This is a genomic window from Brevibacillus brevis (genome assembly GCF_022026395.1).
GTDB lineage: Bacteria > Bacillota > Bacilli > Brevibacillales > Brevibacillaceae > Brevibacillus.
Genome location: NZ_CP041767.1, coordinates 2,155,729 through 2,179,830, shown reverse-complemented (window position 1 = coordinate 2,179,830; position 24,102 = coordinate 2,155,729). Strand labels below are relative to the sequence as shown.

The 24,102-nt window shown below is 47.1% G+C and carries 27 protein-coding genes; 1 reads left to right on the top strand and 26 read right to left on the bottom strand.

The window, feature by feature from the left end; all coding sequences use genetic code 11:
- Positions 1–38: 38 nt before the first annotated feature.
- The 18 genes from glyS to FO446_RS10680 form a co-directional block, all read right to left on the bottom strand.
- A complete protein-coding gene (glyS, locus tag FO446_RS10765; protein ID WP_221868970.1) occupies positions 39–2,108 on the bottom strand; it encodes a glycine--tRNA ligase subunit beta in 2,070 nt (689 codons plus the stop codon).
- Positions 2,101–3,027, bottom strand: coding sequence for a glycine--tRNA ligase subunit alpha (gene glyQ / locus FO446_RS10760; RefSeq protein WP_012685775.1), 927 nt, complete (start codon positions 3,025–3,027; stop codon positions 2,101–2,103). The genes glyS and glyQ overlap by 8 nt, the downstream gene beginning before the upstream one ends.
- A 315-nt stretch (positions 3,028–3,342) precedes the next feature.
- Positions 3,343–4,116 (bottom strand): DNA repair protein RecO, encoded by a 774-nt coding sequence (gene recO / locus FO446_RS10755; protein ID WP_173611452.1) that lies wholly within the window; start codon positions 4,114–4,116, stop codon positions 3,343–3,345.
- Entirely contained in the window at positions 4,107–4,262 is a 156-nt protein-coding gene (locus FO446_RS10750; RefSeq protein ID WP_221868969.1) for a YqzL family protein, read from the bottom strand. Before FO446_RS10750 ends, recO begins: the two co-directional genes overlap by 10 nt.
- 104 nt (positions 4,263–4,366) lie before the next feature.
- On the bottom strand, positions 4,367–5,284 hold the full coding sequence (gene era, locus FO446_RS10745) for a GTPase Era (RefSeq protein WP_047072508.1): 918 nt from the start codon (positions 5,282–5,284) through the stop codon (positions 4,367–4,369).
- Complete coding sequence (locus tag FO446_RS10740; RefSeq protein ID WP_221868968.1) at positions 5,277–5,675, bottom strand: cytidine deaminase; 399 nt, start codon at positions 5,673–5,675, stop codon at positions 5,277–5,279. Before FO446_RS10740 ends, era begins: the two co-directional genes overlap by 8 nt.
- Before the next feature lie 123 nt (positions 5,676–5,798).
- Complete coding sequence (locus FO446_RS10735; protein WP_237900619.1) at positions 5,799–6,170, bottom strand: diacylglycerol kinase family protein; 372 nt, start codon at positions 6,168–6,170, stop codon at positions 5,799–5,801.
- A 9-nt stretch (positions 6,171–6,179) separates the two neighbouring features.
- Positions 6,180–6,659 carry an rRNA maturation RNase YbeY gene (gene ybeY, locus FO446_RS10730; protein ID WP_237900617.1) on the bottom strand — a complete coding sequence of 160 codons (480 nt, stop codon included), beginning with the start codon at positions 6,657–6,659 and terminating at the stop codon, positions 6,180–6,182.
- A 33-nt stretch (positions 6,660–6,692) separates the two neighbouring features.
- Complete coding sequence (locus FO446_RS10725; RefSeq protein ID WP_173611456.1) at positions 6,693–7,664, bottom strand: PhoH family protein; 972 nt, start codon at positions 7,662–7,664, stop codon at positions 6,693–6,695.
- Positions 7,665–7,720: 56 nt separating this feature from the next.
- On the bottom strand, positions 7,721–8,905 hold the full coding sequence (gene yqfD / locus FO446_RS10720) for a sporulation protein YqfD (protein WP_221868966.1): 1,185 nt from the start codon (positions 8,903–8,905) through the stop codon (positions 7,721–7,723).
- A gap of 27 nt (positions 8,906–8,932) precedes the next feature.
- Positions 8,933–9,229 carry a sporulation protein YqfC gene (yqfC, locus tag FO446_RS10715; protein ID WP_007727617.1) on the bottom strand — a complete coding sequence of 99 codons (297 nt, stop codon included), beginning with the start codon at positions 9,227–9,229 and terminating at the stop codon, positions 8,933–8,935.
- 207 nt (positions 9,230–9,436) lie between these two features.
- On the bottom strand, positions 9,437–9,607 hold the full coding sequence (locus FO446_RS10710; RefSeq protein WP_173611458.1) for a sigma-70 family RNA polymerase sigma factor: 171 nt from the start codon (positions 9,605–9,607) through the stop codon (positions 9,437–9,439).
- A gap of 172 nt (positions 9,608–9,779) precedes the next feature.
- Positions 9,780–10,283, bottom strand: a complete 504-nt coding sequence (locus FO446_RS10705; RefSeq protein WP_173611459.1) for a hypothetical protein — start codon at positions 10,281–10,283, stop codon at positions 9,780–9,782.
- 11 nt (positions 10,284–10,294) lie between these two features.
- A complete protein-coding gene (gene floA / locus FO446_RS10700; RefSeq protein ID WP_173611460.1) occupies positions 10,295–11,299 on the bottom strand; it encodes a flotillin-like protein FloA in 1,005 nt (334 codons plus the stop codon).
- 7 nt (positions 11,300–11,306) lie between these two features.
- On the bottom strand, positions 11,307–12,650 hold the full coding sequence (locus FO446_RS10695; RefSeq protein WP_173611461.1) for an NfeD family protein: 1,344 nt from the start codon (positions 12,648–12,650) through the stop codon (positions 11,307–11,309).
- Positions 12,651–12,815: 165 nt separating this feature from the next.
- Entirely contained in the window at positions 12,816–13,262 is a 447-nt protein-coding gene (locus FO446_RS10690) for a GatB/YqeY domain-containing protein (protein ID WP_007727628.1), read from the bottom strand.
- A 17-nt stretch (positions 13,263–13,279) separates the two neighbouring features.
- Positions 13,280–13,453 carry a 30S ribosomal protein S21 gene (rpsU, locus tag FO446_RS10685; protein ID WP_007727630.1) on the bottom strand — a complete coding sequence of 58 codons (174 nt, stop codon included), beginning with the start codon at positions 13,451–13,453 and terminating at the stop codon, positions 13,280–13,282.
- A 113-nt stretch (positions 13,454–13,566) separates the two neighbouring features.
- Entirely contained in the window at positions 13,567–13,890 is a 324-nt protein-coding gene (locus tag FO446_RS10680; RefSeq protein WP_221868963.1) for a histidine triad nucleotide-binding protein, read from the bottom strand.
- 145 nt (positions 13,891–14,035) lie between these two features.
- Between FO446_RS10680 and FO446_RS10675 the strand changes: the two genes are divergently transcribed.
- The gene (locus FO446_RS10675; protein ID WP_173611462.1) at positions 14,036–15,418 is read left to right on the top strand and encodes a UDP-N-acetylmuramoyl-tripeptide--D-alanyl-D-alanine ligase; all 1,383 of its coding nucleotides are present in this window, start codon (positions 14,036–14,038) and stop codon (positions 15,416–15,418) included.
- A gap of 145 nt (positions 15,419–15,563) precedes the next feature.
- On the opposite strand, the gene FO446_RS29075 is transcribed toward FO446_RS10675, so the two are convergent.
- The 8 genes from FO446_RS29075 to FO446_RS10640 form a co-directional block, all read right to left on the bottom strand.
- Positions 15,564–15,773: a histidine phosphatase family protein gene (locus FO446_RS29075; protein WP_221868962.1), complete on the bottom strand. Its 210-nt coding sequence runs from the start codon at positions 15,771–15,773 to the stop codon at positions 15,564–15,566.
- The gene (locus tag FO446_RS10670) at positions 15,760–16,899 is read right to left on the bottom strand and encodes a TolB-like translocation protein (protein ID WP_237900615.1); all 1,140 of its coding nucleotides are present in this window, start codon (positions 16,897–16,899) and stop codon (positions 15,760–15,762) included. The genes FO446_RS29075 and FO446_RS10670 overlap by 14 nt, the downstream gene beginning before the upstream one ends.
- A gap of 111 nt (positions 16,900–17,010) precedes the next feature.
- Entirely contained in the window at positions 17,011–17,847 is an 837-nt protein-coding gene (locus FO446_RS10665; protein ID WP_237900614.1) for a sugar phosphate isomerase/epimerase family protein, read from the bottom strand.
- Positions 17,848–17,854: 7 nt separating this feature from the next.
- Positions 17,855–18,838: a DUF6005 family protein gene (locus FO446_RS10660; protein WP_237900611.1), complete on the bottom strand. Its 984-nt coding sequence runs from the start codon at positions 18,836–18,838 to the stop codon at positions 17,855–17,857.
- A 32-nt stretch (positions 18,839–18,870) separates the two neighbouring features.
- Positions 18,871–19,137, bottom strand: coding sequence for a petrobactin biosynthesis protein AsbD (gene asbD, locus FO446_RS10655; protein ID WP_237900609.1), 267 nt, complete (start codon positions 19,135–19,137; stop codon positions 18,871–18,873).
- Entirely contained in the window at positions 19,134–20,378 is a 1,245-nt protein-coding gene (locus FO446_RS10650; protein WP_173611468.1) for an AMP-binding protein, read from the bottom strand. The genes asbD and FO446_RS10650 overlap by 4 nt, the downstream gene beginning before the upstream one ends.
- A gap of 1 nt (position 20,379) precedes the next feature.
- Complete coding sequence (locus FO446_RS10645; protein ID WP_237900607.1) at positions 20,380–22,248, bottom strand: IucA/IucC family protein; 1,869 nt, start codon at positions 22,246–22,248, stop codon at positions 20,380–20,382.
- 40 nt (positions 22,249–22,288) lie between these two features.
- On the bottom strand, positions 22,289–24,094 hold the full coding sequence (locus FO446_RS10640) for an IucA/IucC family protein (RefSeq protein ID WP_237900605.1): 1,806 nt from the start codon (positions 24,092–24,094) through the stop codon (positions 22,289–22,291).
- Positions 24,095–24,102: the final 8 nt, after the last annotated feature.

Here is a 24,102-nt window from a genome sequence, read left to right as displayed (position 1 = left end):
CGCCTGATTTTCAGACGAAGGCACCGGTTTTATTTTGTTTACGCGAATACAACTTTGGAAAAATCCGCATAGCGATAAAGCACACGAGAAAGTTGCAAGAGCAGCCCCAGACGATTCGCACGAACTGCCTGATCTTCTGCCATGACCATTACTTTATCAAAGAATGCGTTAATCGGCTGGCGCAAGGTTGACAAGGTTGCGAGCACCTTCTCTTGATCCTTCAGACTGTCTACGTCCTTCTGAACAGCTTGGAATGCCTGATACAAGGCACGCTCCACATCTTCAGCGAACAGAGCTTCATTGACCTTGTCTGCTTCCGCTTTTTGCGCCAGGTTGTTCACCCGGTTAAACTGCTCCACAATCAGCTTGAATTCTTCTGTTTGTACCGCTCCCATCAGTGCTTTTGCTTTTGCCAGCACCTCTGGAACCAATGTCAGGTCGGCAGCAAGCACGGCGTCGATGACATCGTAACGAACGCCATGATCCTGCAAGACATTTTTCAGACGGAGTGCGAAGAAGTCTACGAGGTCTTTTTTCACGTCTTCTGCCGCTCTCTTGTTTACGCCTTGTGCAACATAGCCTTCCATCGCAGCATCCCACAGATCGGCAAGAGAAATTTGCCAGTCGCGCTCAACCAAAATCGTAACGATTCCCGCTGCCATACGGCGCAGACCATACGGGTCCTGAGAACCAGTAGGCACAATACCGATAGAGAAGCAGCCTACGATCGTGTCCATCTTGTCAGCCAAACTGACGATAGCGCCTTGAGCAGAAGCAGGCATTTTGTCCCCTGCAAAACGCGGGAGGTAATGCTCAAATACGCCACTCGCAACGAGGTCGGACTCACCCGCTTTGCGCGCATAATCTTCACCCATGATCCCTTGCAGTTCAGGGAACTCGCCTACCATGTTGGTAACGAGGTCAAATTTTGCGATTTCGGCAATACGGTCTACTTGTTGGGTTTCTTCCGCGCTCACACCCAGCTTGCTTGCCATTTGCGCAGCTGTTTTGCGTACACGGCGAACTTTATCACCGATTGTTCCCAGCTCTTCGTGATAAACGATTGTCTCCAAGCGTTTCAGGCAGCTTTCAATGGACAGCTTTTGGTCCTCTACATAGAAGAAACGAGCATCAGACAAGCGTGCGCGAAGAACTTTTTCATTCCCTTTCGCTACGTTTTCCAGAGCGCGGCTGTCTCCATTTCGCACTGTCACAAAATGATTCAGCAATTGACCCTGTGCGTTTTCAACAGGGAAATAACGCTGGTGCTCACGCATGGAGGTAACCAAAACCTCACGTGGAATGGAAAGGAATTCTTGCTCGAACGTACCGTAAAGAGCGGTCGGATATTCTACAAGATGGACTACCTCATCCAGAAGCCCTTCGTCCATTGGAATTGTCCAGCCATTTTCCTTCTCCAAGCGATGAATTTGTTCTACAATGGCTGCTCTGCGCTCGTCAGGATTCACCATGACAAATTGCTCAGCCAGCTTGCTCACGTATTCGCTTGGGTGATTTAACGTAACCTCTGTTCCCAAGAAGCGGTGTCCACGAGAAACGCGTCCGCTTTTTACGCCAGCAATCTCCAGATCGATCAATTCATCGCCGAACAAAGCAACCAGCCAACGAATCGGACGAACGTATTTCAAATCGCGTGCGCCCCAGCGCATGTTTTTCGGGAAGCTCATACCAGTGATCACTTCAGCCAGTTGCGGCAAAAGCTCGGTAGTTGGTTTTCCCGCTTCGGATTTGCGAGCATGAACATACTCGATCCCGTTTACTTCTTTATAATACAGTTGGTCAGGCTCAACATTGTTGCTTCGTGCAAAACCGAGTGCTGCCTTAGACCAGTTCCCCGCTTCATCTTGTGCGATTTTGCGTGCAGGACCTTTCGCTTCATCATTGCGGTCAGGTTGCTTTTCTGCAAGTCCATTGATCAACAGGGCAAAACGACGAGGTGTCTCCAATGCCGTAATTTGATCAAACGGCACGCGCTCAGCAGTCAGCCACTTTTCTACTTTTTCCTTGAATTGTGCCGCTGCCTGTGCGACAAAACGAGCAGGCATTTCTTCCAAACCAACCTCTACGAGTAGATCGCGCTTACTCATTTGTATCCTCTCCCTTCACCTGATTCACTTGATCCGCAGCGTCCGCGTTGCCTTTTTGCAAAAGCGGGAAACCGAGGCGCTCACGCTCTTTATAATAGGTTTGTGCTACTTCACGAGACAGATTGCGTACACGAGCGATGTAACCTGTACGCTCCGTCACACTGATGGCTCCACGCGCATCCAGCAAGTTGAAGGTGTGGGAGCATTTCAGTACGTAGTCATATGCTGGGTAAACCAGTCGCTCCGCCATCAGTCTTTTTGCTTCAGCCTCATACGTATTGTAAAGAGAGAACAGCATATCGACATCAGACAGCTCGAATGTGTATTTGGAATGCTCGTATTCTGGTTGCAGGAATACATCTCCGTACGTATACCCGTTGCACCATTCCAGATCGAATACATTTTCTTTTTCCTGAATATAGGAGGCCAAACGCTCCAGTCCGTAAGTCAGCTCGACTGCTACTGGTTTACATTCCAGACCGCCCACTTGCTGGAAGTACGTGAACTGTGTGATCTCCATACCGTCCAGCCAAACTTCCCAGCCTAAACCCCATGCGCCAAGCCCTGGGTGCTCCCAGTTGTCCTCTACAAATCGGATATCATGCTCCAGTGGCTCGATTCCGAGTTCACGCAAGCTCTCCAGGTACAGCTCCTGAATGTTGTCCGGAGATGGCTTCATGATTACTTGGAACTGGTGATGCTGATACAGACGGTTCGGGTTTTCCCCATAACGTCCGTCTGCCGGGCGGCGGGAAGGCTCCACGTATGCCACATTCCACGGCTCAGGTCCAATGGAACGAAGGAAGGTCATTGGGTTGAGCGTACCTGCCCCTTTTTCAACGTCATACGGCTGGACAATGAGACAGTTTTGCTTTGCCCAAAAGTTTTGCAGCGTCAAAATGATGTCTTGAAATGTCATTTTCATGCTTTTTCCTCCTCTAAATGATTTACTAGGCTTTAAGTCGAAACTAAAAAAACCTCCCGCCTCTACACTGCCTGATGCGACAGTGTAGGGACGAGAGGATTCTCGCGGTTCCACCCTACTTGGCGAATGACTTCTTCGCCCACCTTACAATTAAATTGCTCCAGAACGCCCTTCATCAGCATGGTGACCGGGCTTCCACTATCCCCGATTCGCTATTCACAGCCAGTGGCCGACTACTCTTTTCCTTCATGGCAACATTCGGTATACAAGTTTGGTTCTTATCATAACGAAAACAAATTCGTATGTCAATTAGTCCTGATCTGTTTGCGTCATTCTTTCCATACGCTCCAGTTGTTCCAGAAATGCTCGACTTTTCAGCCTGAGATCCAGATACTCGTCCATGAAACTCCGCAGCACATGCTTGAGCTGGTTGCGTGTAGCCGGTTTTACTTCAATGTCACCAAGACGCTCCAAATCAAATACCTGGAACAGCCGTAACAGCTTCCAGGTCGAGGGTGTAACTGCCATAGCGTATGGATCGGAAGGCAGGCAAACTGGGCACAACAGGCCGCCCTGTCCTACACTGATCGCATAGGGCTCGCGCTGTTCGCCACAGTTTGCACACGCCGTGAGCTGCGGGGAGATACCCGCTACCATTAGCATCTTGGTCTCAAAAATCCGACACAGGATCTCAGCATCTCGTCCTTCATCCAAATAGCGGAACGTATGAAGGAGTAGCTGAAACAAGTAGGGATTCGGCTCTCTTTCCTGCGTCAGTCGATCCAAAAGCTCTGCTATGTATGCGGCATAAGCCGTAGCAGTCAGGCTTTGCCGCATATCCCGGAACGAATCCAGCATATCTCCCTGAGAGAGATCAGGCATTCCCGTACCGGGTCCTGCCTTGCATAGATAATAACTATGCGAAAACAACTGGGAGACGGCGGCAAGACGGCTTTTGGTCTTTTTGGCACCACGGGCCATCACGCCTAATTTGCCGTTCTCCCGGGTAAACAATGTCATCACTTTACTGGACTCGCCATAGTCCACACTGCGAATGACAATCCCTTCCCACTTTACAAGCATGCCTGCGTGTCACCCAATTCTTCCTGGGCGAGATCAAACGAGGTCTCCTCACTGGAAACATTCGTTTGATGGTGATCACGGTAGAGAAGGTAAGCATGGATGTCACCGGTTGAAGCGAAAACTCTCCAAGAAAAGTCACGAAGCAAGGAGCATCATCCTTTCCTATATCGGGTCTATCCACTTCCTTCTTAGAATCACCTTTGCCCGTTATTCTATGCCTTGGAAAAATTAACACATCGCGTTGGGAATATTATTGCTCGTCGTAGAAACCGAAGTTACGCAGCATCCGCTCTTGGTTGCGCCAATCCTTTTTCACTTTGATCCAGAGCTCCAAAAATACCTGGTCCCCCATCAGTCGCTCGATATCCTTACGCGCGCGTTGACCAATTTCTTTGAGCATCTGGCCTTTTTGCCCGATCAAAATACCCCGCTGGGAATCCCGCTCAACGTAAATAGCCGCATAAATGTAAAGCGTTTTGCCATTTTCGCCTCGCTTCATTTCTTCAATGACGACCGCAATGGAGTGAGGTACTTCTTCTCTGGTCAAATGCAGAACTTTTTCCCGAATCAACTCGGCTGCTACAAAGCGTTCCGGATGGTCTGTCACCTGGTCGGCAGGGTAATACATCGGGCCCTCTTCCATTTCACCCAAAATAGCCTGCTGCAATGATCCTGTATTGTTACCTTCCAGAGCAGAGATTGGAACAATTTGCTTGAAATCATACAATTTGCGGTAATCGTCAATAATTGGCAGCAGTGCTTCCGGGTGCACCTTGTCAATTTTGTTGATGACCAAAAATACTGGCGTTTTGACCTGCTTCAACCGCTCGATGATGTAATCGTCCCCAGCACCGCGTTTTTCTGTTGCATCGACAACAAACAAAACGAGGTCTACTTCGTTCAATGTATTTTCGGCAACCGAAACCATATAGTTTCCGAGTTTGGATTGGGGCTTGTGAATCCCAGGTGTATCCAAGAAAATAATTTGTCCTTCTTCTGTCGTATGAACCGCCGTAATTTTGTTGCGTGTCGTTTGCGGCTTATTCGACATGATGGCGATTTTATGTCCCACAATATGATTCAACAGTGTTGATTTTCCAACATTTGGACGTCCCACAATGGAGACAAAGCCAGATTTAAACGATTGCTTGGTCTTGCGATTATCCACGTAAATCCTCCTTGGTGAATGCGCCTGGAAGCAGGGCAGATACTGTCGTTTCCCAAAGGTCGCCTTTGAGATTCGTCAAAAATACAGGCATGTCCGGCGGGCACAGCTCCGCGATGACTTGTCGGCAAGCCCCGCACGGTGATACAGCTTGCGGAGTATCGGCAGCGACAGCTAAAGCCTTGTAAGTCCGATCACCTTCCGAATACGCTTTGAAAAGAGCCGTACGCTCTGCACAGTTGCACAGCGAGTACGCTGCATTTTCAATATTGCCTCCCAAATAAACCTTGCCACTCTCAGCTAAAAGAGCTGCACCTACCTGAAACTTGGAGTACGGTACATAAGCAAGCTTTCTGGCTTCGATTGCTTGTGCTAACAATGATTGTTTATCCATTCTCATCATTCCTCATATGATTGATCTTTAACATCATTTCACAACAGGATGTGTCCAATGAGACACGAAGAAACCAGACTGAAAGGTCAACTGGAATGACCCGTCCGGTACCACTAGTAAAAACTATCCCCATACTTTTTGCAACAGTGGCTGTCCAAATACGAGGACTCCGATGATGAGGGACAAGATTGCCGCCACAAGCACAGCTCCTGCTCCCACATCTTTGGCAATCTTTGCCTTGGCGTGCCATTCCGGGGAAGCTAAATCAACGACTGCTTCAATCGCGGTATTTACCAGCTCCAGGGAGAAGACCAGACCGATAGAAAAAAGGACCAGCAAAACATCGCTGCGGGGTATCTGCAGCCACCACGCTGCCGCTAGCACAAAAATGGCTGCGGCTACGTGGATTTGCATGTTTCGCTGTGTCCGTACGGTATAGGAAATTCCTTGCAGAGCGTAGGCGAAGCTGCGAATCAATCGTCGCCATTCCTTCAACGTAATCTCCTACCTCGTCAAGCCGATTTGTTCCAGCACCTTTTCTTGACGTGAAAACATTTCCTTCTCTTCTTCTGGTGTTCCATGATCATAACCCAGAAGGTGAAGAAAACCATGAACCGTGAGAAATCCGAGTTCGCGTTCGAATGAATGGCCATAGTCTTCGGCCTGCTCATGTGCTTTTGGCACCGAGATAATGATATCTCCAAGCATATTCGGAAACTCGCTGGCCTCCTCCTCATCGATGAAGATTTCCATTTCTCCTTCACCCGGTTCGTTCATCGCAAAGGACAGAACATCCGTAGGCCGATCAACGCCACGATAATCGCGATTCAACTCGTGGATGCGCTCGTTGTTCACCAGCGTGACAACTACTTCTCCTTGTACGTCTTCCAGCTTTGCCGCTGTTTCCAGGCAACGGACGAGCAGGTTTTGCAAATTCTCATCGATCGCATCGATTTCTTCATGAAGGATTTCTACAGATAACACAGGTAAACGATCTCCTTTTTGTGACGCCATTTATTAATAGCCGTGTTCTACTTCTTCCTTGGCATATGCAGCAATGATTTTTTGTACCAGACTGTGGCGAACGACGTCTCCCTCTTGGAAATGAATAAAGGCTACATCTGAAATCGGACTTAAGATGCGCTGTGCTTCGCGCAATCCGGATTTCTTGCCTTTTGGCAAATCCACCTGGGTCACATCACCCGTAATGACCATTTTGGAACCAAAGCCAAGCCTGGTCAAAAACATTTTCATTTGCTCGGGAGTCGTGTTCTGGGCTTCATCCAAAATAACGAAGGAATCTTCGAGCGTACGACCACGCATGTACGCCAAAGGTGCAACCTCTATGAGTCCGCGTTCCATCATTTTGGCGACTTGTTCGTTGCCCAGCATGTCGTACAAGGCATCATAGAGCGGACGCAGGTAAGGGTCTACTTTTTCCTGCAAATCTCCTGGCAAAAATCCAAGGCTCTCCCCCGCTTCTACGGCCGGTCTGGTAAGAACGATCCGTTTGACACGCCCATTTTTCAACGCATTTACTGCTGTGACAACAGCCAAATACGTTTTTCCGGTACCAGCTGGTCCAATTCCAAACACAATGTCATGCTTCTTGATCGCAGACAAGTAGTGACGCTGGCCCAAAGTCTTTGCCCTGATTACTTTGCCACGTTGGGTACGAGCGACTTCTTCATCATACACATCGAGCAGTTGGGCACCTTCTCCCCGTTCAATCAACGACATCGCATAAGAGATGTCTCGCTCGGACAGGGCAATCCCTCTGCGAATCAACTGTAGCAGAGTTTCAATCAACGCTGTCAGTTTGTCCACTTCCGGCTTATCCCCGCTAATAACCAGTTCGCCTTCTCGGGTCATAATTTTGGCGGAACTTCTTTGCTCGATCAGTGTTAGGTACGCGTCATGTGGTCCGAACAACAGCAAGGCCTCAGATGCGTCTGAAAACGGGATTCTTACCTCATCTTGTACGTGCAACAGGCTTCCATCTCCTTGCAACGGTAATCAGCAATGCGTCATTTGCTTGCCATCCCTCACTGCCCAACGAGAGGCTGTTCAATGGCAATATCTTCAATGACGGAAAAATGAATGCTTACGTAAACTTTACCATTCTCTGTTGTGACGTGCAAAACTTTTTCGTCCTGAATGAACGCATCTTTTCCAGCTTTTTTCAAGATATCCTCCCTGGCGAATTTTTTAGCCAGTTCCGTCGCTTCCTCCACGCTCATTTCTGTTTGAACGGGTTCTGTTTGCGCGTACGTTACTGTCTTCCAGCCAAGTGGTGAAGTATATCCCGCATACGAGGGCAAATACCGTTGTTCTGCCATTTCGGCTTGTGCAAAGGACTGTTTTTCAAATGGCCACACGTATACCGCATAGGGTCCTACGAGCAGGTATTGATGCTGCAGCTTTTCTCCCGTCAAACGGTGCATCGTTTGTTTTAGCGGGACAGATGTGTTGCTCATATACCACACTTCCCCTTGCACCTTGCCTCGCGCTGATACGGCTTGTTGTCGGGTATCATTGCCAATGATCCCGGAAATGAGAACTTGGCCTTTTTCTACCAATTGATTGCTCACAACCTGACTGCGACCAACCTCTGGGAGAATTTTATGGACGACAGCCCTCTTTTTCGCTACAAGATGACGAGGACCTGTTGCAAGCGGCTTTACGGGAGCCTCTTTTTCAACCACTTGAAGCATGACCTTGGTTCCTTGAATCTCAATTCCAACCCAGGACGCTTCCGGCAGCAGACTCAACAGCTCTTTTTGCAATACCAACGGTTCTTTTAGTTTGACCTTCCATGCCCCTTCTTTAATCCCCACTTGTTCGGCAGCTTGAATCACTCGTCGCGGATCAACCATTTTCGTCCCGCTCACTTCAACACTCCAGACAAAGGAGGAGAGCATGTACAATCCAATGAAAAAAAGGGCAGCCCCAATTGCCAATCCAGATCGTCTACGTACACGCAGCAGCCAGAAAGGCAGCCCGTCTCTTGCCTCCACGTGACTGCGACAGCCTGTCTCTTTTAAAAGCGGACGTAAACGAAAATAATCCCGAATCAAAATATCGCAGCGAGTCACCTCTTCTCCTACCCTGCGAATATTCCAGATTCGAATTCCATCCCGTACGGCCATATTCAGCATCCGCTCAAACCGTTTTCCCCGAACGGTAATGGTTACATGTCCATCCACCCACTCCTTGATTCCATACCGCATACGTGCCGCCCCCTACCTTTACCAAGATTACGAGCTCTGTGGTCCTGTCTCCAAAAATTTCACACCACCGATTCTGCCTTCTAACAGAACCTCCTCAGGCAAAATCGCTCGGATGACAAGCTGTTCACCTGAAACAATCATTTGACCGTTCGTCAACAACAGACGAAGCTCTTTTTCGCTAAAATGCAAGACTCCTCGATGATTCTCTATATACATTTGCAAATGACCGATCATCGTGATGCGCGGGACTTCCAGGACTACATCTTGCGGCAGATCCAACACCCCTCCGGCCAGCTGGCGCAGACGGCGGCTCCAACGCTTCATGGATTAGCCCCCCCTTCTCGTTCTATATATTGGCGAATATGACGATCTCATCTGTTTGCAGGTGCAAAACCATTCTTATCTATGCGTATGCGCGAGCATAAAGTGGCATTCATCAAAAACAGTCACAAAAAAAGAGCCCTCATCGCTCGCGATTTAGCAAGCAGATGAGGACTCATACTTTGAAATACATTCCACAATACCTATTGATTATTTGCTTTCTTTTGTAAGCGCCTTCCATTTTTTCATGACTCGCTTTACTTTCTCAGCTGAACAACCGCATGCGATCGCTGTTTCATATACTGATTTGTTTTCGAAGATGGCAAGCCGAATCACTTTTTGACGAAACCGCCCCATTTGCTCAAAAATTTGTTGATTCATCGCTTGACCTCTGTCCCTTCTTCTATTTGGAGGAATTTTCATTACATTCAGGATAGTCAACAAGGATATGAGAAACAAGACAAGTTATTCGATATATTTCGACATGAAAACATTGCGTATCAATCAATGAAAAACAGGCGAACCGAAGTTCACCTGTTTGACTAGCTACTATTTATAAAATCTTTCTTTGCCGAACCTGCTTAGCGTACGGAGCCTTTGAGCGCGGCTCTCCAAAAATGAGCGCCCATTTCATGCCATCACGGGGATTGCCGTGTTTTGATGTGAGTGTTTTCGCTCGGTCTAAATCAGCAACCTTCATTGATTCCGATTGCTTCACTGTGATGGTCGGACCCGTTGAAGCACGAGCTGGACTGGAAAATGCCCATTCCTGCTCGACTCCAATCCCTTCCATCGATTCTTGCTGAAGTGGCTCGTATTTGGAGGATGCTCGCACCGTCTCCCTGCCATAATCCTCTGTTTCCTTCGGGATATCCGACGTTGTAGCCGGGGTAAGCGGAGGCATTTTCTTGCCTTGAGACATCTTCTTCTTTCCGGTTTTTCCAAGAGCTTTATATCCTAAGTAACCAAGGATGACAAACCAGAACTTGCCGATGAGCGGGATGATCCACTCGACTAAATCCAGTAAATCTGCGACGAGATCCATAAGATCTTCCATGGCAATCGTCCTTATTCTTTCTCGTCTGGCGTAGCAGGATCTTGTTTGTCACCTGCATGCCCGAAGGATTGACGCATTTGTGTATCAGCAGCAATGTTTTGCATGTTGTAATAATCCATTACGCCCATTTTGCCGCTTTTCAATGCTTCGGACAAAGCGAGTGGTACTTGCGCTTCGGCTTCTACTACTTTTGCCTTCATTTCTTGTACGCGCGCGATCATTTCCTGCTCTTGGGCTACCGCCATGGCACGACGCTCTTCCGCTTTCGCTTGGGCAATACGTTTATCTGCTTCTGCTTGGTCGGTTTGCAATTGTGCTCCGATGTTCTTCCCTACATCTACGTCCGCAATATCAATCGAGAGAATTTCAAAAGCGGTTCCGGCATCCAGACCTTTGTTCAATACCGTTTTGGAGATCAGATCCGGATTTTCCAATACATCCTTATGTCCTTTTGACGAACCAATAGTCGATACGATCCCCTCACCTACACGGGCGATAATTGTTTCTTCACCAGCACCACCGACCAATCGATCGATGTTGGCACGAACCGTTACTTTGGCACGAGTGCGCAGCTCGATACCGTCCTTTGCCATGGCTGCTACCACAGGTGTTTCAATCACTTTTGGGTTAACACTCATCTGTACCGCTTCCAAAACATCACGACCTGCCAGATCAATGGCTGCTGCGCGTTCGAAGCCAAGTGGAATATCTGCGCGTTGTGCTGCTACGAGCGCATCTACTACACGGTCTACGTTACCGCCTGCGAGATAATGGCTCTCCAATTGATTTGTATCCAGCTGCAAGCCCGCTTTACGCGCTTTAATCAACGGATTCACGATACGGGATGGTATGACGCGACGCAAGCGCATTGCGACGAGGGTAATAATCCCGATATTCACACCGGAAGCCAGTGCAGAAATCCAGAGCATGACTGGTACGAATGAGAAGAAAACTGAAAGTACAACGATGGCTACTGCCACCATAAAAATAAGGGGAATCAAACCACTTTCAAACATGTAGAGCTCACTCCTTTTGTTCTAGTTCGGCAACGACGATACGCGTGCCTTCTACTTGCACAACGGTGATGGCGGTACCTGCTTCAATGAAACCACCAACCGATACAGCATCCACACGTTTTCCTTCCACCTTGACGACCCCTGCCGGGCGCAATGGTGTCAGGGCGATGCCTGATTTTCCTTCCAGCTCACGCTGATCGCGCGGAGCTACGTAACCTTCTTCATTGCTTTGCGTCTCACCCAAGACAAACTTGCTGAATAGACCTTTGACCCCGTATTTCTTCACTAACAGGAACGTAACAATTGCCGTGATCAAAGCAGCCACACCCAGGGATGCCAGCCCTTGCTTCGTGTCGTAGGCTGCCATTACGAGACCAGTCACAATGCTCAGGAAGCCAATCGCACCGACAATGCCGCCCGGAAGAAAAATTTCCAGAAGCATCAGTAAGATTCCGATGACAAACAATCCTATGTGCAACCAGTTGGCAAATCCCGCTACATAATGCCCGAAGAAGTACAGACTAAACGCGAAGAGCGAAATCGTCCCCGCAACACCAAAGCCAGGGGCAAACAGTTCTACTACAATTCCTCCCAAACCAATGATGAGCAAAAGGCTCATCACAATGGGACTCGTTACCCATCTTGCTACCAGTTCTCCACCAGTTGGCTCAATCGCCTGGAGGGAATCTGACTGAATGCCGAGCTTTTTGAGCAGTTCTTCCTTATTGGACACCACATCATCTGCATAACCCAACTGCTTCGCTTGTTGGGCATCAAGAGAAAGCACCGTGCCTTTTGGCTTTAATCCCGGGAATTCTGTATCGATTTCCACCATCGCGCGAGCAACGTCAGGATTGCGATTGTTCAGCTCAGCTGCCGCCTTCATTTTATTGCTCCAACCGGAAATGAACTTAATGTCTGCCGCATTCCCTGCCATGTCAATCGGTGCGGCTGCCCCCATGCTACTACCTGGAGTCATAATAATTTCATTTGCATTCAGGGCGATGTAAGTTCCCGCTGAAAAAGCCTGATTATCAATGTAGGCTATCACATGCATGGGAGCCTGACGGATCAACTGCCCAATCTGGTCGGCAGCGTTAACTTCTCCACCTGGCGTATTGATATGCAAGATAACAAGGTCTGCCTGCTGCTTCTGTGCGTCAGCAAATGCTCTGTGTAAAAAGCTCTCCAGCCCTCGCTCGATGGTGCTATCTACTGGAATCCAGACAGCTTTTTGATAGGTCTTGGCTGTTGTGGACGCGGGAGCAAGAAGCATGGTCATTCCCATAATCAGGCAAAGAAGTGAAAAAAGCAATCGCACGCGGCTTTTTACTAGCCTTGTTGCACTCATTGCATGTACCTCCTTTCCTTCTATCAGCTTCAACGTGTGTGCAATAAGGTATACGAAAGAGGTTGGCAATCGTTTCATATTTATTTTACATTTGGAAAAAAAGAAAAACCCAACCTTTACAGGTTGAGTTTTTCTGTTCGTATCTATATGAGGTGTTACTCTCGTCTACGATGGTAGTTCCTCAGATACAATCTTTTGCACGAGGTTTCCGTCTGCTCTGCCTTTCACTTTCGGCATGATCGCACCCATCACTTTGCCCATCTCCTTTTTGGAGGAGGCATTGGTAGCTGCGATACCTTCCCGAACGATATCACGAATTTCGTCTTCGCTAAGCTGAGCGGGTAAGTAAGCGGAGAGCACGTCGATCTCTTCGCGCGTTTTCGAGGCAAGTTCCACGCGGCCTGCCTTCTCAAATTCGTGGAGGGATTCACGGCGTTGTTTTAACTCACGAGTCAAGATGGTCAGCACTTCGTCTTCAGACAAAAGTCTGCCCTTGTTAATCTCTTCGTTCTTTAATGCGGCTTTCACCATGCGAATAACAGAGAGTTTTAGAGCAGCTCTGTCCTTCATTGCTTGCTTCATATCTTGATCGAGTCGCTCCATTACACTCATGATGAGCCCTCCGTCAATTAAAACTTGCGTTTGCGAGCTGCTTCGGATTTCTTCTTGCGCTTAATGCTAGGCTTCTCAAAGTGGCGACGTTTACGCAGTTCCGCCATCACCCCGGATTTTGCGCTTTCACGCTTGAAGCGGCGAAGTGCGCTATCCAAAGACTCGTTTTTCTTGACTCGAATTTCTGCCATTTGTCTTCCCTCCCTCCGCTAAAACCGTGGGACGCCTGAGTCGAACGTACGAACAGACTGTCACACTTCATTATAGGATAATTGACTAAAGAAGGTCAACCTTTACTTCAATTTTATTCGTAAAAACCGGACAACAGGTGATAATGGATGTGGAAAACCTCTTGTCCACCCTCTTTGCCGCAGTTGTTAATCAGGCGAAAACCTGGCAGCTCCAGCTTTTTCGCCAAGAGTTGCGCTACATGATGGATATGCCCGATCAGCGTCAGATCCTCGGCGCTTACATCCATGAGCGTGGGAATCGGCTTACGCGGGATAATCAACAAGTGAACGCGTGCTTTTGGTGCAATATCGTGGATGACAATGACGTGCTCGTCCTCATACTCGATACGAGCAGGAATTTCACCGTCCATGATTTTGGTAAAAATACTTTTTTCCATGGGAGACTCCTTTCTTTTTTTGTATGTGGATCGTTATGTATGTAAGAATTGATCGTATCACATTCCCTCACTTTTGTCTTGCGGCGCTACCTAACGCATGGTAGCATGACTTCGAGGTTACTACGGATCAAAGGAGTTCGTGCAGATGAAACCAATTGCACTGGATCAGGCAGCAATCAACGCAGAAGGGATTTTGCTCGCTGGTTCCCCAGGGCTTGCCTTGTCATCCGTTCACTTTGATACCCGCGAGCTGACTGCGGGATCTTTGTTTGTAGCGCTGACAGGCGGCGCACGGGATGGACATGATTTTTTGTTACAAGCCGCTGAACACGGAGCTGTAGCTGCTCTCGTTTCGAATCAGGATAAGATTCCTGGGAACTTGCCAAACGATTTTGGATTAATTCTCGTCAACGATACACTGCGTGGCTTTCAAAAGCTGGCTGCCGCTTATCGGAAAAGCTTTTCTTTCCCTCGCATCGCCATTACAGGAAGTATCGGGAAAACAACCGTAAAGGACATCGTGGCACACGTACTTGCCAGCCGTTCGCCCGTATACAAGACGTATAAAAACTTCAACAACCACATCGGTGTACCTTTGTCATTATTGCAGATGGAAGAAAAACATCAAGCTGCTGTACTGGAGCTCGGGATGAACCACGCCGGTGAAATCGATCTGCTCGCATCGCTGGTTCAGCCAGATATTAGCGTGATTACATTTATCGGAGAGTCTCATATTGAGTATTTTGGCACGCGTGAAAAAATTGCTCTCGCAAAGGCAGAGCTGCTTCCTCATACCGCTCTGGACGGGCTCGTGCTGCTCAACAAGGATTCGGAGTATCTACGGATGATAGCCCATCTGTATCCGGGTGAAATCATGTACTACTCTGTTAATGAGAAGGCGGATATTTGGGCCGAGCAAATCGAAACGGTTGAAAGCGGGACTCGTTTCAAAGTATGCTTAGCCTCCGGGGAGAATTTCGAGGCATTCCTGCCGTTGCATGGCCGCCACAGTGTCCTGAATGCACTGCCTGCTGTCGCGATTGCCAAGAGACTCGGAATGGATACGGAGCAAATTGTTCACGCTTTGTCCACCGTTCAGCTCTCCGCCATGCGGTTTGAGCAAATGAACGGGAAGCACGGTACTGTGTATATCAGTGATGCGTACAATGCCAGCCCCGTTTCCATGGAAGCCGCCGTACGGACCTTTGCTGAGCTGTACCCTAAGCGCGCGAGAGTCGTTGTGCTAGGTGACATGTATGAGCTCGGTCCAGAAAGTGCTGCTATGCACGCGGGCGTCGGAGCCTCGCTTCAAGACATCGCTGAGCGCTTCGAGCTGCTCGTGACAATCGGTGAGGATTCACGTCATCTCCATGATGCTTATTCGGGCAAAAAGCTGCATTTCTCGACCAAAGCAGAGGCATTGGCTGCTCTGCTGCCGCTGCGGGATGAAAAACATGCCTTTTTGTTCAAGGCTTCCAAAGGTATGTCTTTATGGACGCTTATTACTGATCTCGAAGGTCACGAATAATAGTAAGAGAACAGCCGCCTCTCGTATCATACGGGAGACGGCTTGTTTTTTAGCGCTTGTCATTATCATTCCACAGACGTTCTACCTGGATTAATCGATCTTCCTCAAAGCTTAGATGATAAATATCGGGCATCGAGGTCTTTTTTCAAAAGGAGAAATCGTATGATGGATCGTAGTGATTCATAATGATCGTCATGATGTTTCCATGGATGCCAATCGCGACTTTTTTGCCTTGATGGTGATCCAAAACTTCCTGAAAGGCAGCGATTCCTCTTTCCCCCGCTACTTCATTGGATTCTCCCCCTGCGAAAGCGAACCTGAAGATTAGCCGAATTTGTTGGTTAGCGCTGCTCATAGATTTCGTTGTAAATATCGAGCTTATCAAGCGCGAAAGCCGTATAGTGAGTAGAAGCAAGATCGGCTACGTAGTACGATTTCCCATCCTTTGCCCAGCCAATGATGCGATAGTTATCAGCAGAGCTCAAATACGGGTTTGGTAAGCCTTTCTTCGGATCACTGAATGGATCGTTGCAATTTTTCACCTGCTTGCAAAAGCGGATGGCCCCATACGAGTCTTGTGAATTTGATGGATGTACATATACTTCTGCTGCAAACTGATTCCCTCCCGGTGACCAGAAAATCTGTTTCAAATCGTTATCAGGATAAAAGGACGACTTCAAAATCAATTTTTTCCCCGCTGGCAGATCCAGCATGTATTCTTCTTTTTCCGTTCGCATATACCGGTACTTCATATCATTCGAATAAGAAGGAAAGTCGGTCATTTTGTGTTCGTATTTTAACCCCGTTGGCAAATCAAGCTCTTTGAAGGCTGTTTGCGTCCGGTAAAACAGCTTTTTGGAATTTGGCATCCAATAAAACTTCTCTTGTGGTGCGTATTGATCTACCTTCCATTCATACTGGTCATTCTTTTTCATTTTGAGTGTTGGCAGGTGCTGCAAGTACAAGTGACCGCTTACTTTGGTATCGGAAGAGAGCATGTCCATCCGGGTGAACACCATGTACTGTTCATCCGGTGAAACGGAAAAATCAAGGACAGGATACTGAACTGCTGCCGGGACGAGTACCGTTTTTTTGCCGTCTGGCAGACTGAGCTTTACGATACCGCCATTTTCACGAACGTAGAGTACGTCTTGCTTTGGCGACCATTTGCCATAGCCGGATAGCTGCGTCATCTTTTTTGTTTGCATATCGTACAAGTACGGTATGGTTCGGTCTGCCTTTCCGTATCCGATTCGCTCCCCGTATACAAACCGCCCCGATGGCGACATGTTCGCCCGGTGAATCAAGGGCATGTTCGTCACGGTTTTTGTCACTTTTCCATCTACTGTTACTTTATAGATGACGACTGGCTCTGGTTTGCGAGGGTCTGCCTTTGCAGGAGCAGAAGCATTGATTTGTCCAGGAACAAGGATACCTAGCAAGGAAATCAGCAAACATGAGAGCAATAGGTGTTTTTTCATCAAGGGTCCTCCCGAATAAGTAATCAATACGTAGACGCTCGCTGGGAGCACTTGGTTTCCTTTTACATAAAAAAAATCGGAAGCACCCCTGCGCCTCCGACCTTTTCTCACTTACGCACTAACCATCATTGCCTTTCGCAACCATTTTATCTCTTCCACTAATACACGCTGCGGACTCTGACCAAACCATTCAATAGATGCAAAATAATCCGTATCCGCAATCTTTTCTAAAATTGGCCCATAGTCTACAACACCTTCACCAAGCAGTACCATTCCCTCACGATCACCGTTAGGGGCATATACATTATGCGGAGCGAATACCGGCAGATGATTCGATGAAGAAATATTTTTCAAATGATAATGGGCTACCCACGGTTTCAATTGCTCGTACGCATCGATCGGATCAGCACCGGATTCCCAGACATGAAGAAAATCAAGATTCACTTTTAGTGCAGGATGATTGACTTCCCGCAACAAAGCAAGTGTAGAACTCAGCGAATCTGTAAGCGTGTTCGGATGTGTTTCGACCAAAAGCTGAATCCCGTGCTCTTGACACATCTTACATAAGATTTGCAAATGATGCACATAGCCTGCACGCTCTTCTGGCCCAACTTCTTGACTTGCCTTCTGTCCGGCAAACGTCCTGATTTGCTTCACATGTAGCCAATTTGCCAGTGAAATGAGTCTTTTTGCTTTTTCCAGCGTACGCTGAAATCCTGACGAAGTAGCAATATCCAGATAATCGCTAAGCATGGAGATACTCATGCCCTGATCCCTGACCGACCTTACCTGCTCCTCCATCTCTAATCGATCATGATCGTACAGATGTTGAGCGTGGGTTCCCCATAACTCGATTCCATCAAAATGATGACGATGAGCAAACCGAACAATCTGTTCAAACGAAATCAAATGGTGGCGAAAAGTAATTGTGCACAATGAGAGTTTCATTTGATCTTTACCTCCACCCTTTTTCGTCTACAGTGACGAGACTTTTATCCATTTGGGTCCACAGTACAAACTGACGTTCCAGCTCTTTTTTCACTTCAAGTTCAATCAGATCAATCTCTTCTAACGCCTCGATAATCGGAGGAAACAACGCCAGATTCTTGGTCATCGCCATTTTGACAGACAAGTACTGAGCTGTTGTAAACCCTTGGTAGATGTCCTCCACTTTATAGGCGATACGCAAAAACTCATCACGATGGTATTGCAGGTAATCTTGCAGATAGAGAAATGCATACTCGTAGCTGTATTTACGGATCGCAATCACTTTTACCTGAGTCACTGCCGCAAGCAACATGTCCAAGTTGTATCCATTGCGCCCTTCTGCCATGTCTGTAATCAATTGCTTCAACTCAAGGGTAAATGGGTTATGATCACGCTTGAGTGTGTCGTAGAAATAGTCATGGATCATTTCATAGGTTGGTTCCTTAATTTCACTCGCATCCACCATAAACCCGCCACCAAACGGATTTTCCAAGAAGGCTTTGATCACCGTCTCCTTCCTCACATTGCCCTCCCAACGAAAATCCGGGTCAAACATAAACCACTCATCTTCATTCTCCGTCTTTGAAATCATCAAAAAATGCGGGAATGGCTTCAATGCAAATTTATTATCTCGTTCTGGAACCAGCGACATGTCTATCTGAACAAGGACAAACTGATCCTCGGTACGCTTATCAATTAACTCTAAGAACATGTCCAAATTGGAGGCTTTATCTCGGGAATGATCATACCATTCCGTTACTTTCGCTCGGAAAAGTCGCTCATATCCCTTGATGATCTCCTCATGGTTATCAATGTAATAGGTGACCACACCTTGATCCGTAATGGAGTACTCGGCATCCCATATGCCAAAATAATAGGGACGATAATCAATTTTTGTGCGGCGCTTTATCACTTCGCATAGGCATGAAATAATGCAATGAACCTTAACCATTCTGTATCCCCCACTCGATGTTTGTATAGACGCTAATTCGCTACATGCTGCGGTTCCAGCTGTTCAACAAAAGTAAGCAGTGATCCGACCGTTTGGAAGATTCGTGGATCCAACTCATGAGCAGGTACGACCAATTTCAAATCTTCCTCGATATACACAATCAGTTGCAATAGCATGATCGAATCAATATGTAGATCCTCATTCAATCGCATGGACTCCTCTAGCGTGACGATATGCGATAATTTTAATTTTTCGGTCATGATCGTATGAATTTGCTCGATTCTTTCTGTTCGTGTCATTTGCTGATCGTCTCCATTTCTACTAATCGACGGCTGATTTTTCCGGTGGCTGTCTTAGGAATGCTCGTCACACATTGGATGTCAAATGGGACTTTATAGCCTGGCAAACGATCTTGGCACCATTCCCTGATTTGTTCAGGAGTCGTTCCTCCCTCTGTAATAACCTGCGCCTTCACAATCTCTCCCATGACTGGATGACGTCCACGATACACGACCACTTCTTTTGTCCCATTCATTTTCAAAATGACATCCTCGACCTCTAAAGGAAATACCTTTAAGCCAGAGACGTTTATTACATCATCCATCCTTGATACAAATTGAATGTGTCCTTCTCCTGTCCAAAAACCTAAATCCTGCGTCGCTATTTCGTTCTGTCCATTCCAAATCTTAATTTCATCAGGTTGGTCTTCCTTTTCGCCTGTTGTCATGGTTACATGGGAAAGGGGAACCCCCAGATCTGTATGCGACCGCATCTGTTTGCTCATACTGACGCACCCCGCCTCAGAGCAACCATATTGTTGCATCAAGATGTCGCTCATGCCTTGCAGCTTTAGAAACAAGCCTTCTGGCATGGGGGCTCCTGATGTCATTAACCGGTGAAAGCGTACCTGCTCTCGCGTAAAGCTGGATAAGATGTGATAAAAGACTGGCAGACCATAAACAATATGCTGGGGAGTATCTTGAATCACTTGCAAAGCAAACTTCGGATTTTTGTGCGTCACAATCGAAGGCTTACTTCCCCGTTCCAGGGCTGCCAATACTCCACATATCAATCCATACGAATGTGTCACAGATGCCAGCACGATCGGGGTTAACGCTTCCTCACCTTGGAATAACTGGTTGTAAGCATGAATTTCTGTTTGGATATCATCCCAGCTTCTTCCGATTAGCTTCGCGTCTCCCGTCGTACCTGAGCTATATTGGTAGAGCGATGGTTTTTCGCTCTGTTGTTTATCCGTGATGGACATGAAGTGCTTCGTCTCCTGATAGACAAGTCCATAACATCTTGCCTTGACTGCCATTTGATAGGCTGTTTCCATCGGGGTTTCCCCATGGATTAACAACACCGAGCCATTATGCTCACGTAAATATTGAACAAGACTAATCACGTCAAGTGGGTCAGCCAAGCAGACTGCATACCTCTTTCCTTCTGGCTGCCGAAAATGATCCATGCTTTCGAACCCTTGCTTATGTCTCTCCAATTCATGCACAGAAATCTCGTTTTGATTTACAATGAACATGCTAGTAACCTCCCACAGCCATGGAATGAAGCCTTTTCCTTGCCTCGAACAAAGGATTGGGAACTTCATGTAAATGATAGTTCTCGTTTGTTGTATATAGCTTTTTCTTGGTCAATTTCTCTACTTGCACGATTGGAACAAACAGATCAAATCGCTTAAATCGCTCCGCCAATTCCGGGAATCGTTGTTGGTGACCCTCCAATACCTGAACGGCCATCTCCCAGAAGTTCTCTTCGGCATAGCTGTAATGCTCCTCTAATAGCCGTGCAAGTTGCCCCAGATTGATCATAAATAAAGTCTCCAATGTCAAATCCCTGACTGTTGATGTTTGATTCATGTGAAACATCACATCATCGGGTTTTGTTGCGTAATATTCGTGCACTTCCGCGAAGTTCGGGCATTTGTCTGGCTCACTCAAGAACGGTTGGCAAAAAATCAAATCTTCATGAAAATCCTTCAATGCCACCCGAGTAGGGACACCATCCCGATGCACCAAGACCATATTCTGCGCGTGGGTTTCCATTGCAATTCCGTGTTTCACAAGAATATGAACGACTGGCAATACACTGCTTTCCAATAATCGCACAAGCCAATTTTCTAGCCCTTGCTTACGAACCCAAGGGTCAATGAATGGCATCCCATCCACCTCTACTGCCGCTAATGCGTTATAAGGAACCGCCTCTTCTCCGGCTTCGAGATGAGGGATGAGACTTTCTCTCCACATGCACCCAATTACCCCGAATGTAACCATTTCCACTAGTTCAGAAGCAGGTGGAGGATCGTATGCCACTGCCGCAAACTCCTGGAGCATGATCACCTTTTGCACATCTCGCAAATAGGCATCTGCGTCCGTAATCCCCTTGAGCCACCTCGAAACAATGGGGGCACTAGCCAGTGAGTGCGGCGTGAGATGACGTGGAGCTGAAGTATTCACTACGTTCATCGAGAGTTTCAGATACGGTTTATGCGGATTACTTTTGTTAGCAAATGTGCGGATGGATTGTTGTGGACGATGACCATCAGAGCCTGCACCTAGCACAATGATCTGTTTGCGATGGATATCGTCTTGGAACCCAGGCACGATATGATTGCGCCACTGCCACGGGTGGACAGGCACGAAGGCATACTGATCAGGATCGCATCCATGATTGACGATGATTTGTTGAAAGGCTTCTTTTTGCTCTCGCCCTATTTCATCCAAAAGAAGGTCATCGAAATTCCTTCCTTGATCAATGGATACTTGAGAATATTGCTTATGTATTGCTAACCAAAGAAAATGAACTTCCTGCTTAAATTCAGGACCATAGGCAAAATGATCTACATAGGTAAAGCCAACACGTGATTTATAGCTAGGATGGTAAGGGTGACCATCCATCAGATCACCTTCCAGCTCATCGTACGATTTGCCCTGCATCCGAATATCATTTTGTATCCGATAGTATTGGGACAATGTATCCTTTAACAGCGTTTGTTCCAAGTCATTGGCAAATAGCTTCAGTCTTTGTTCATCTACCGTGTTCGTTCGAAAGACTTCCACTAAAAAACGAGTGAGGGATACCGCTTCAGATTCTTGCTTTTCAACCCCGTTTTGATCGTAAACAACACGGGTAACGGGGTCCTTCCCTAAACGAACAAGCCCAAAACTGGCACTTTTCCGCCCTCGGCAAAGATAGCGAACAGGCAGTTCACCCTCATCAAACCCATGCAGGGTGTAAATCGTTTCGTCCCCCTCTTGAAGGGTCTCAGGGATCAAAATTCCCTCATATAATAAAGACTCGATGCATTGTCGAAACACCCGTCTTCTCACCTGCACGTACTGGGGCGAGTGAAGTGCCTCTTCAATCGAGAAATCTTGTATTGTTAACTCCATACGTTATCCTCCAAGTCTCTTCAAGCTAGATGCTAGTAAGCTATCCAAAAGCATGCAGCCCTGCCTTTTCCGTCTGTTTTACTTTTGCTAAAGGATTATCTATGTAAACAAAAACAGATGATCTCTCTTCCGGTTGGGTTAATTCATCCAAATCATAGAAGCGCGTGAGCAAATTCGCCTTACACGGAAGCTGTTCGCGCGTGAGTAGATTCTCCAGAAACTTCGACGCCTCTCGATTCATCGGTAAAAACTCCGTCAAAACCTCATGCATCTCTGCCAATAAGATTTGTTCGTCAATTAATCCTTCCGTTCCAAATCCATTAATGAGTCCAAACATATGGTTAAAAATCATGTAATAAGTGATTCGCTCATCTACTAGATTGTCTTTGTAAATGTTCCTGCTCGCCTTGCCAACCCCAGGCAATTCTGCCTCTAATACTTCTTGCATCGATTCTGAGAAATAGTAGCCTTGATTATCACGATAAAAGAACTGATCGGGGTATCCGTCTTTAAGCATGACAACACTATTCTGTTGATGGGCTTCCAAGCCGATTCCGTATTTTAGATAAAGCCATACCATTGGCTTCAAAGAAATATCTACATACCGCTTAAACCATTCCAAACTAACTACTTCCTGTGACTTCCCTTCTTTTTGTGCCAGATGGTGAATGATCGTTGCCAACCTACTCTTGTAACCGGGAAGTGGATCTTGAACGAGTGCCGCGATTTGCGTGACTTGCTCTGCATTCCTCCCCATAAAGGGATTATCACGCAGGATCACTTCAAATCCGGATTCTTTCGCCTGATCCAACGTGATCGTGATGTAAGCCGGATCAGAGATAAAGCCAAAGCCTGGATACTTGTGACTCACTTCACCGATCCCTGTTTCAAAAAGTTGCTTCGCCTCTAAACCGATCTCCATCTCACTTAACTTGTTGATCCGTAATGAATTCGTAACTTTGATTGGGACGGACAGCTTGAGCATGTATTTCTTCTCAGGATGATAAACCGTTCGAAGAGAAGATGTCGCCATATACTCCTCACCCGTTGGCCCCAGGTATAGAAGCAACCCTTTCCCGATCAAGGATTGTACGGCTACCTGTTCGAGCAACCATTCTGCTTGAAGCGGATGAATCGGGACGATTGAAAATGACGGATCGACATCAGATATCGAAGGAAACTCATCCTTCAGTAATTGCGTAGCGGATTTTGTTAGTCCAGATTTTTCGTGAACAATCGACGGATGGGCAGCAAACAGGTGGAGTTGAAACTTCCCGCAACACTCCGGTGCATACAACGCTTGCTTGGCATCAGGAATTCCTTGCTGACTCTTCGGGGTTGGATGAAACAAGTGACCGAACAAAAGTGCCTGTTCTGCTTCGATGAAGCTTTGTTCTACGCCATATAAAATCTCCGCATTACTTTGGCGAGTCCGAACAAACTTCTCAATGCTTTGGCAGCTTTGAATCATACGCAAGACCAATTCATCTGGAACTGCATTTTCCCCATGCTGAAGCGTTAGCTCTTTAATCAAAAGAACCGCTAATGTCAAATAGTCCGCTTTGACGAATCGAGTACAGTCACCACTTCGATAGCAAGCTGGATAATGAAACAGATGCCTGCCTGTCACCGAATGATATTTGACACCGACATAGAGGGAAATCCCCTGATGCGGGAGTTCGCAATGAAGGTACGTACCTGTTGTACTCGGCTGTATGATTTTCGTTAGCTGCTTCGTAATCTCGTCTTTCCGATTGATCCACTCGCCCCTACCTGTTTCTCGGAGATAACAATTGAGAAAGCTCTGCATCGTTGCATGCTCTGCGATATGCTTGACTACGAACATGTTACCTC

Coding starts and splice junctions, on each gene's coding strand:
- FO446_RS10695 (WP_173611461.1), bottom strand. CDS start 12,650: ATGAGTGCAACAAGGCTAGTAAAAAGCCGCGTGCGATTGCTTTTTTCA.
- FO446_RS10670 (WP_237900615.1), bottom strand. CDS start 16,899: ATGAAAAAACACCTATTGCTCTCATGTTTGCTGATTTCCTTGCTAGGT.
- FO446_RS10710 (WP_173611458.1), bottom strand. CDS start 9,607: ATGAATCAACAAATTTTTGAGCAAATGGGGCGGTTTCGTCAAAAAGTG.
- FO446_RS29075 (WP_221868962.1), bottom strand. CDS start 15,773: ATGAGCAGCGCTAACCAACAAATTCGGCTAATCTTCAGGTTCGCTTTC.
- FO446_RS10740 (WP_221868968.1), bottom strand. CDS start 5,675: ATGGATAAACAATCATTGTTAGCACAAGCAATCGAAGCCAGAAAGCTT.
- yqfD (WP_221868966.1), bottom strand. CDS start 8,905: ATGCGGTATGGAATCAAGGAGTGGGTGGATGGACATGTAACCATTACC.
- FO446_RS10640 (WP_237900605.1), bottom strand. CDS start 24,094: ATGTTCGTAGTCAAGCATATCGCAGAGCATGCAACGATGCAGAGCTTT.
- FO446_RS10645 (WP_237900607.1), bottom strand. CDS start 22,248: ATGGAGTTAACAATACAAGATTTCTCGATTGAAGAGGCACTTCACTCG.
- glyS (WP_221868970.1), bottom strand. CDS start 2,108: ATGAGTAAGCGCGATCTACTCGTAGAGGTTGGTTTGGAAGAAATGCCT.
- FO446_RS10675 (WP_173611462.1), top strand. CDS start 14,036: ATGAAACCAATTGCACTGGATCAGGCAGCAATCAACGCAGAAGGGATT.
- FO446_RS10705 (WP_173611459.1), bottom strand. CDS start 10,283: ATGGAAGATCTTATGGATCTCGTCGCAGATTTACTGGATTTAGTCGAG.
- glyQ (WP_012685775.1), bottom strand. CDS start 3,027: ATGACATTTCAAGACATCATTTTGACGCTGCAAAACTTTTGGGCAAAG.
- FO446_RS10650 (WP_173611468.1), bottom strand. CDS start 20,378: ATGTTCATTGTAAATCAAAACGAGATTTCTGTGCATGAATTGGAGAGA.
- rpsU (WP_007727630.1), bottom strand. CDS start 13,453: ATGGCAGAAATTCGAGTCAAGAAAAACGAGTCTTTGGATAGCGCACTT.
- floA (WP_173611460.1), bottom strand. CDS start 11,299: ATGTTTGAAAGTGGTTTGATTCCCCTTATTTTTATGGTGGCAGTAGCC.
- FO446_RS10665 (WP_237900614.1), bottom strand. CDS start 17,847: ATGAAACTCTCATTGTGCACAATTACTTTTCGCCACCATTTGATTTCG.
- FO446_RS10690 (WP_007727628.1), bottom strand. CDS start 13,262: ATGAGTGTAATGGAGCGACTCGATCAAGATATGAAGCAAGCAATGAAG.
- FO446_RS10680 (WP_221868963.1), bottom strand. CDS start 13,890: ATGGAAAAAAGTATTTTTACCAAAATCATGGACGGTGAAATTCCTGCT.
- recO (WP_173611452.1), bottom strand. CDS start 4,116: ATGCTTGTAAAGTGGGAAGGGATTGTCATTCGCAGTGTGGACTATGGC.
- asbD (WP_237900609.1), bottom strand. CDS start 19,137: ATGACACGAACAGAAAGAATCGAGCAAATTCATACGATCATGACCGAA.
- yqfC (WP_007727617.1), bottom strand. CDS start 9,229: ATGAAGCGTTGGAGCCGCCGTCTGCGCCAGCTGGCCGGAGGGGTGTTG.
- FO446_RS10660 (WP_237900611.1), bottom strand. CDS start 18,838: ATGGTTAAGGTTCATTGCATTATTTCATGCCTATGCGAAGTGATAAAG.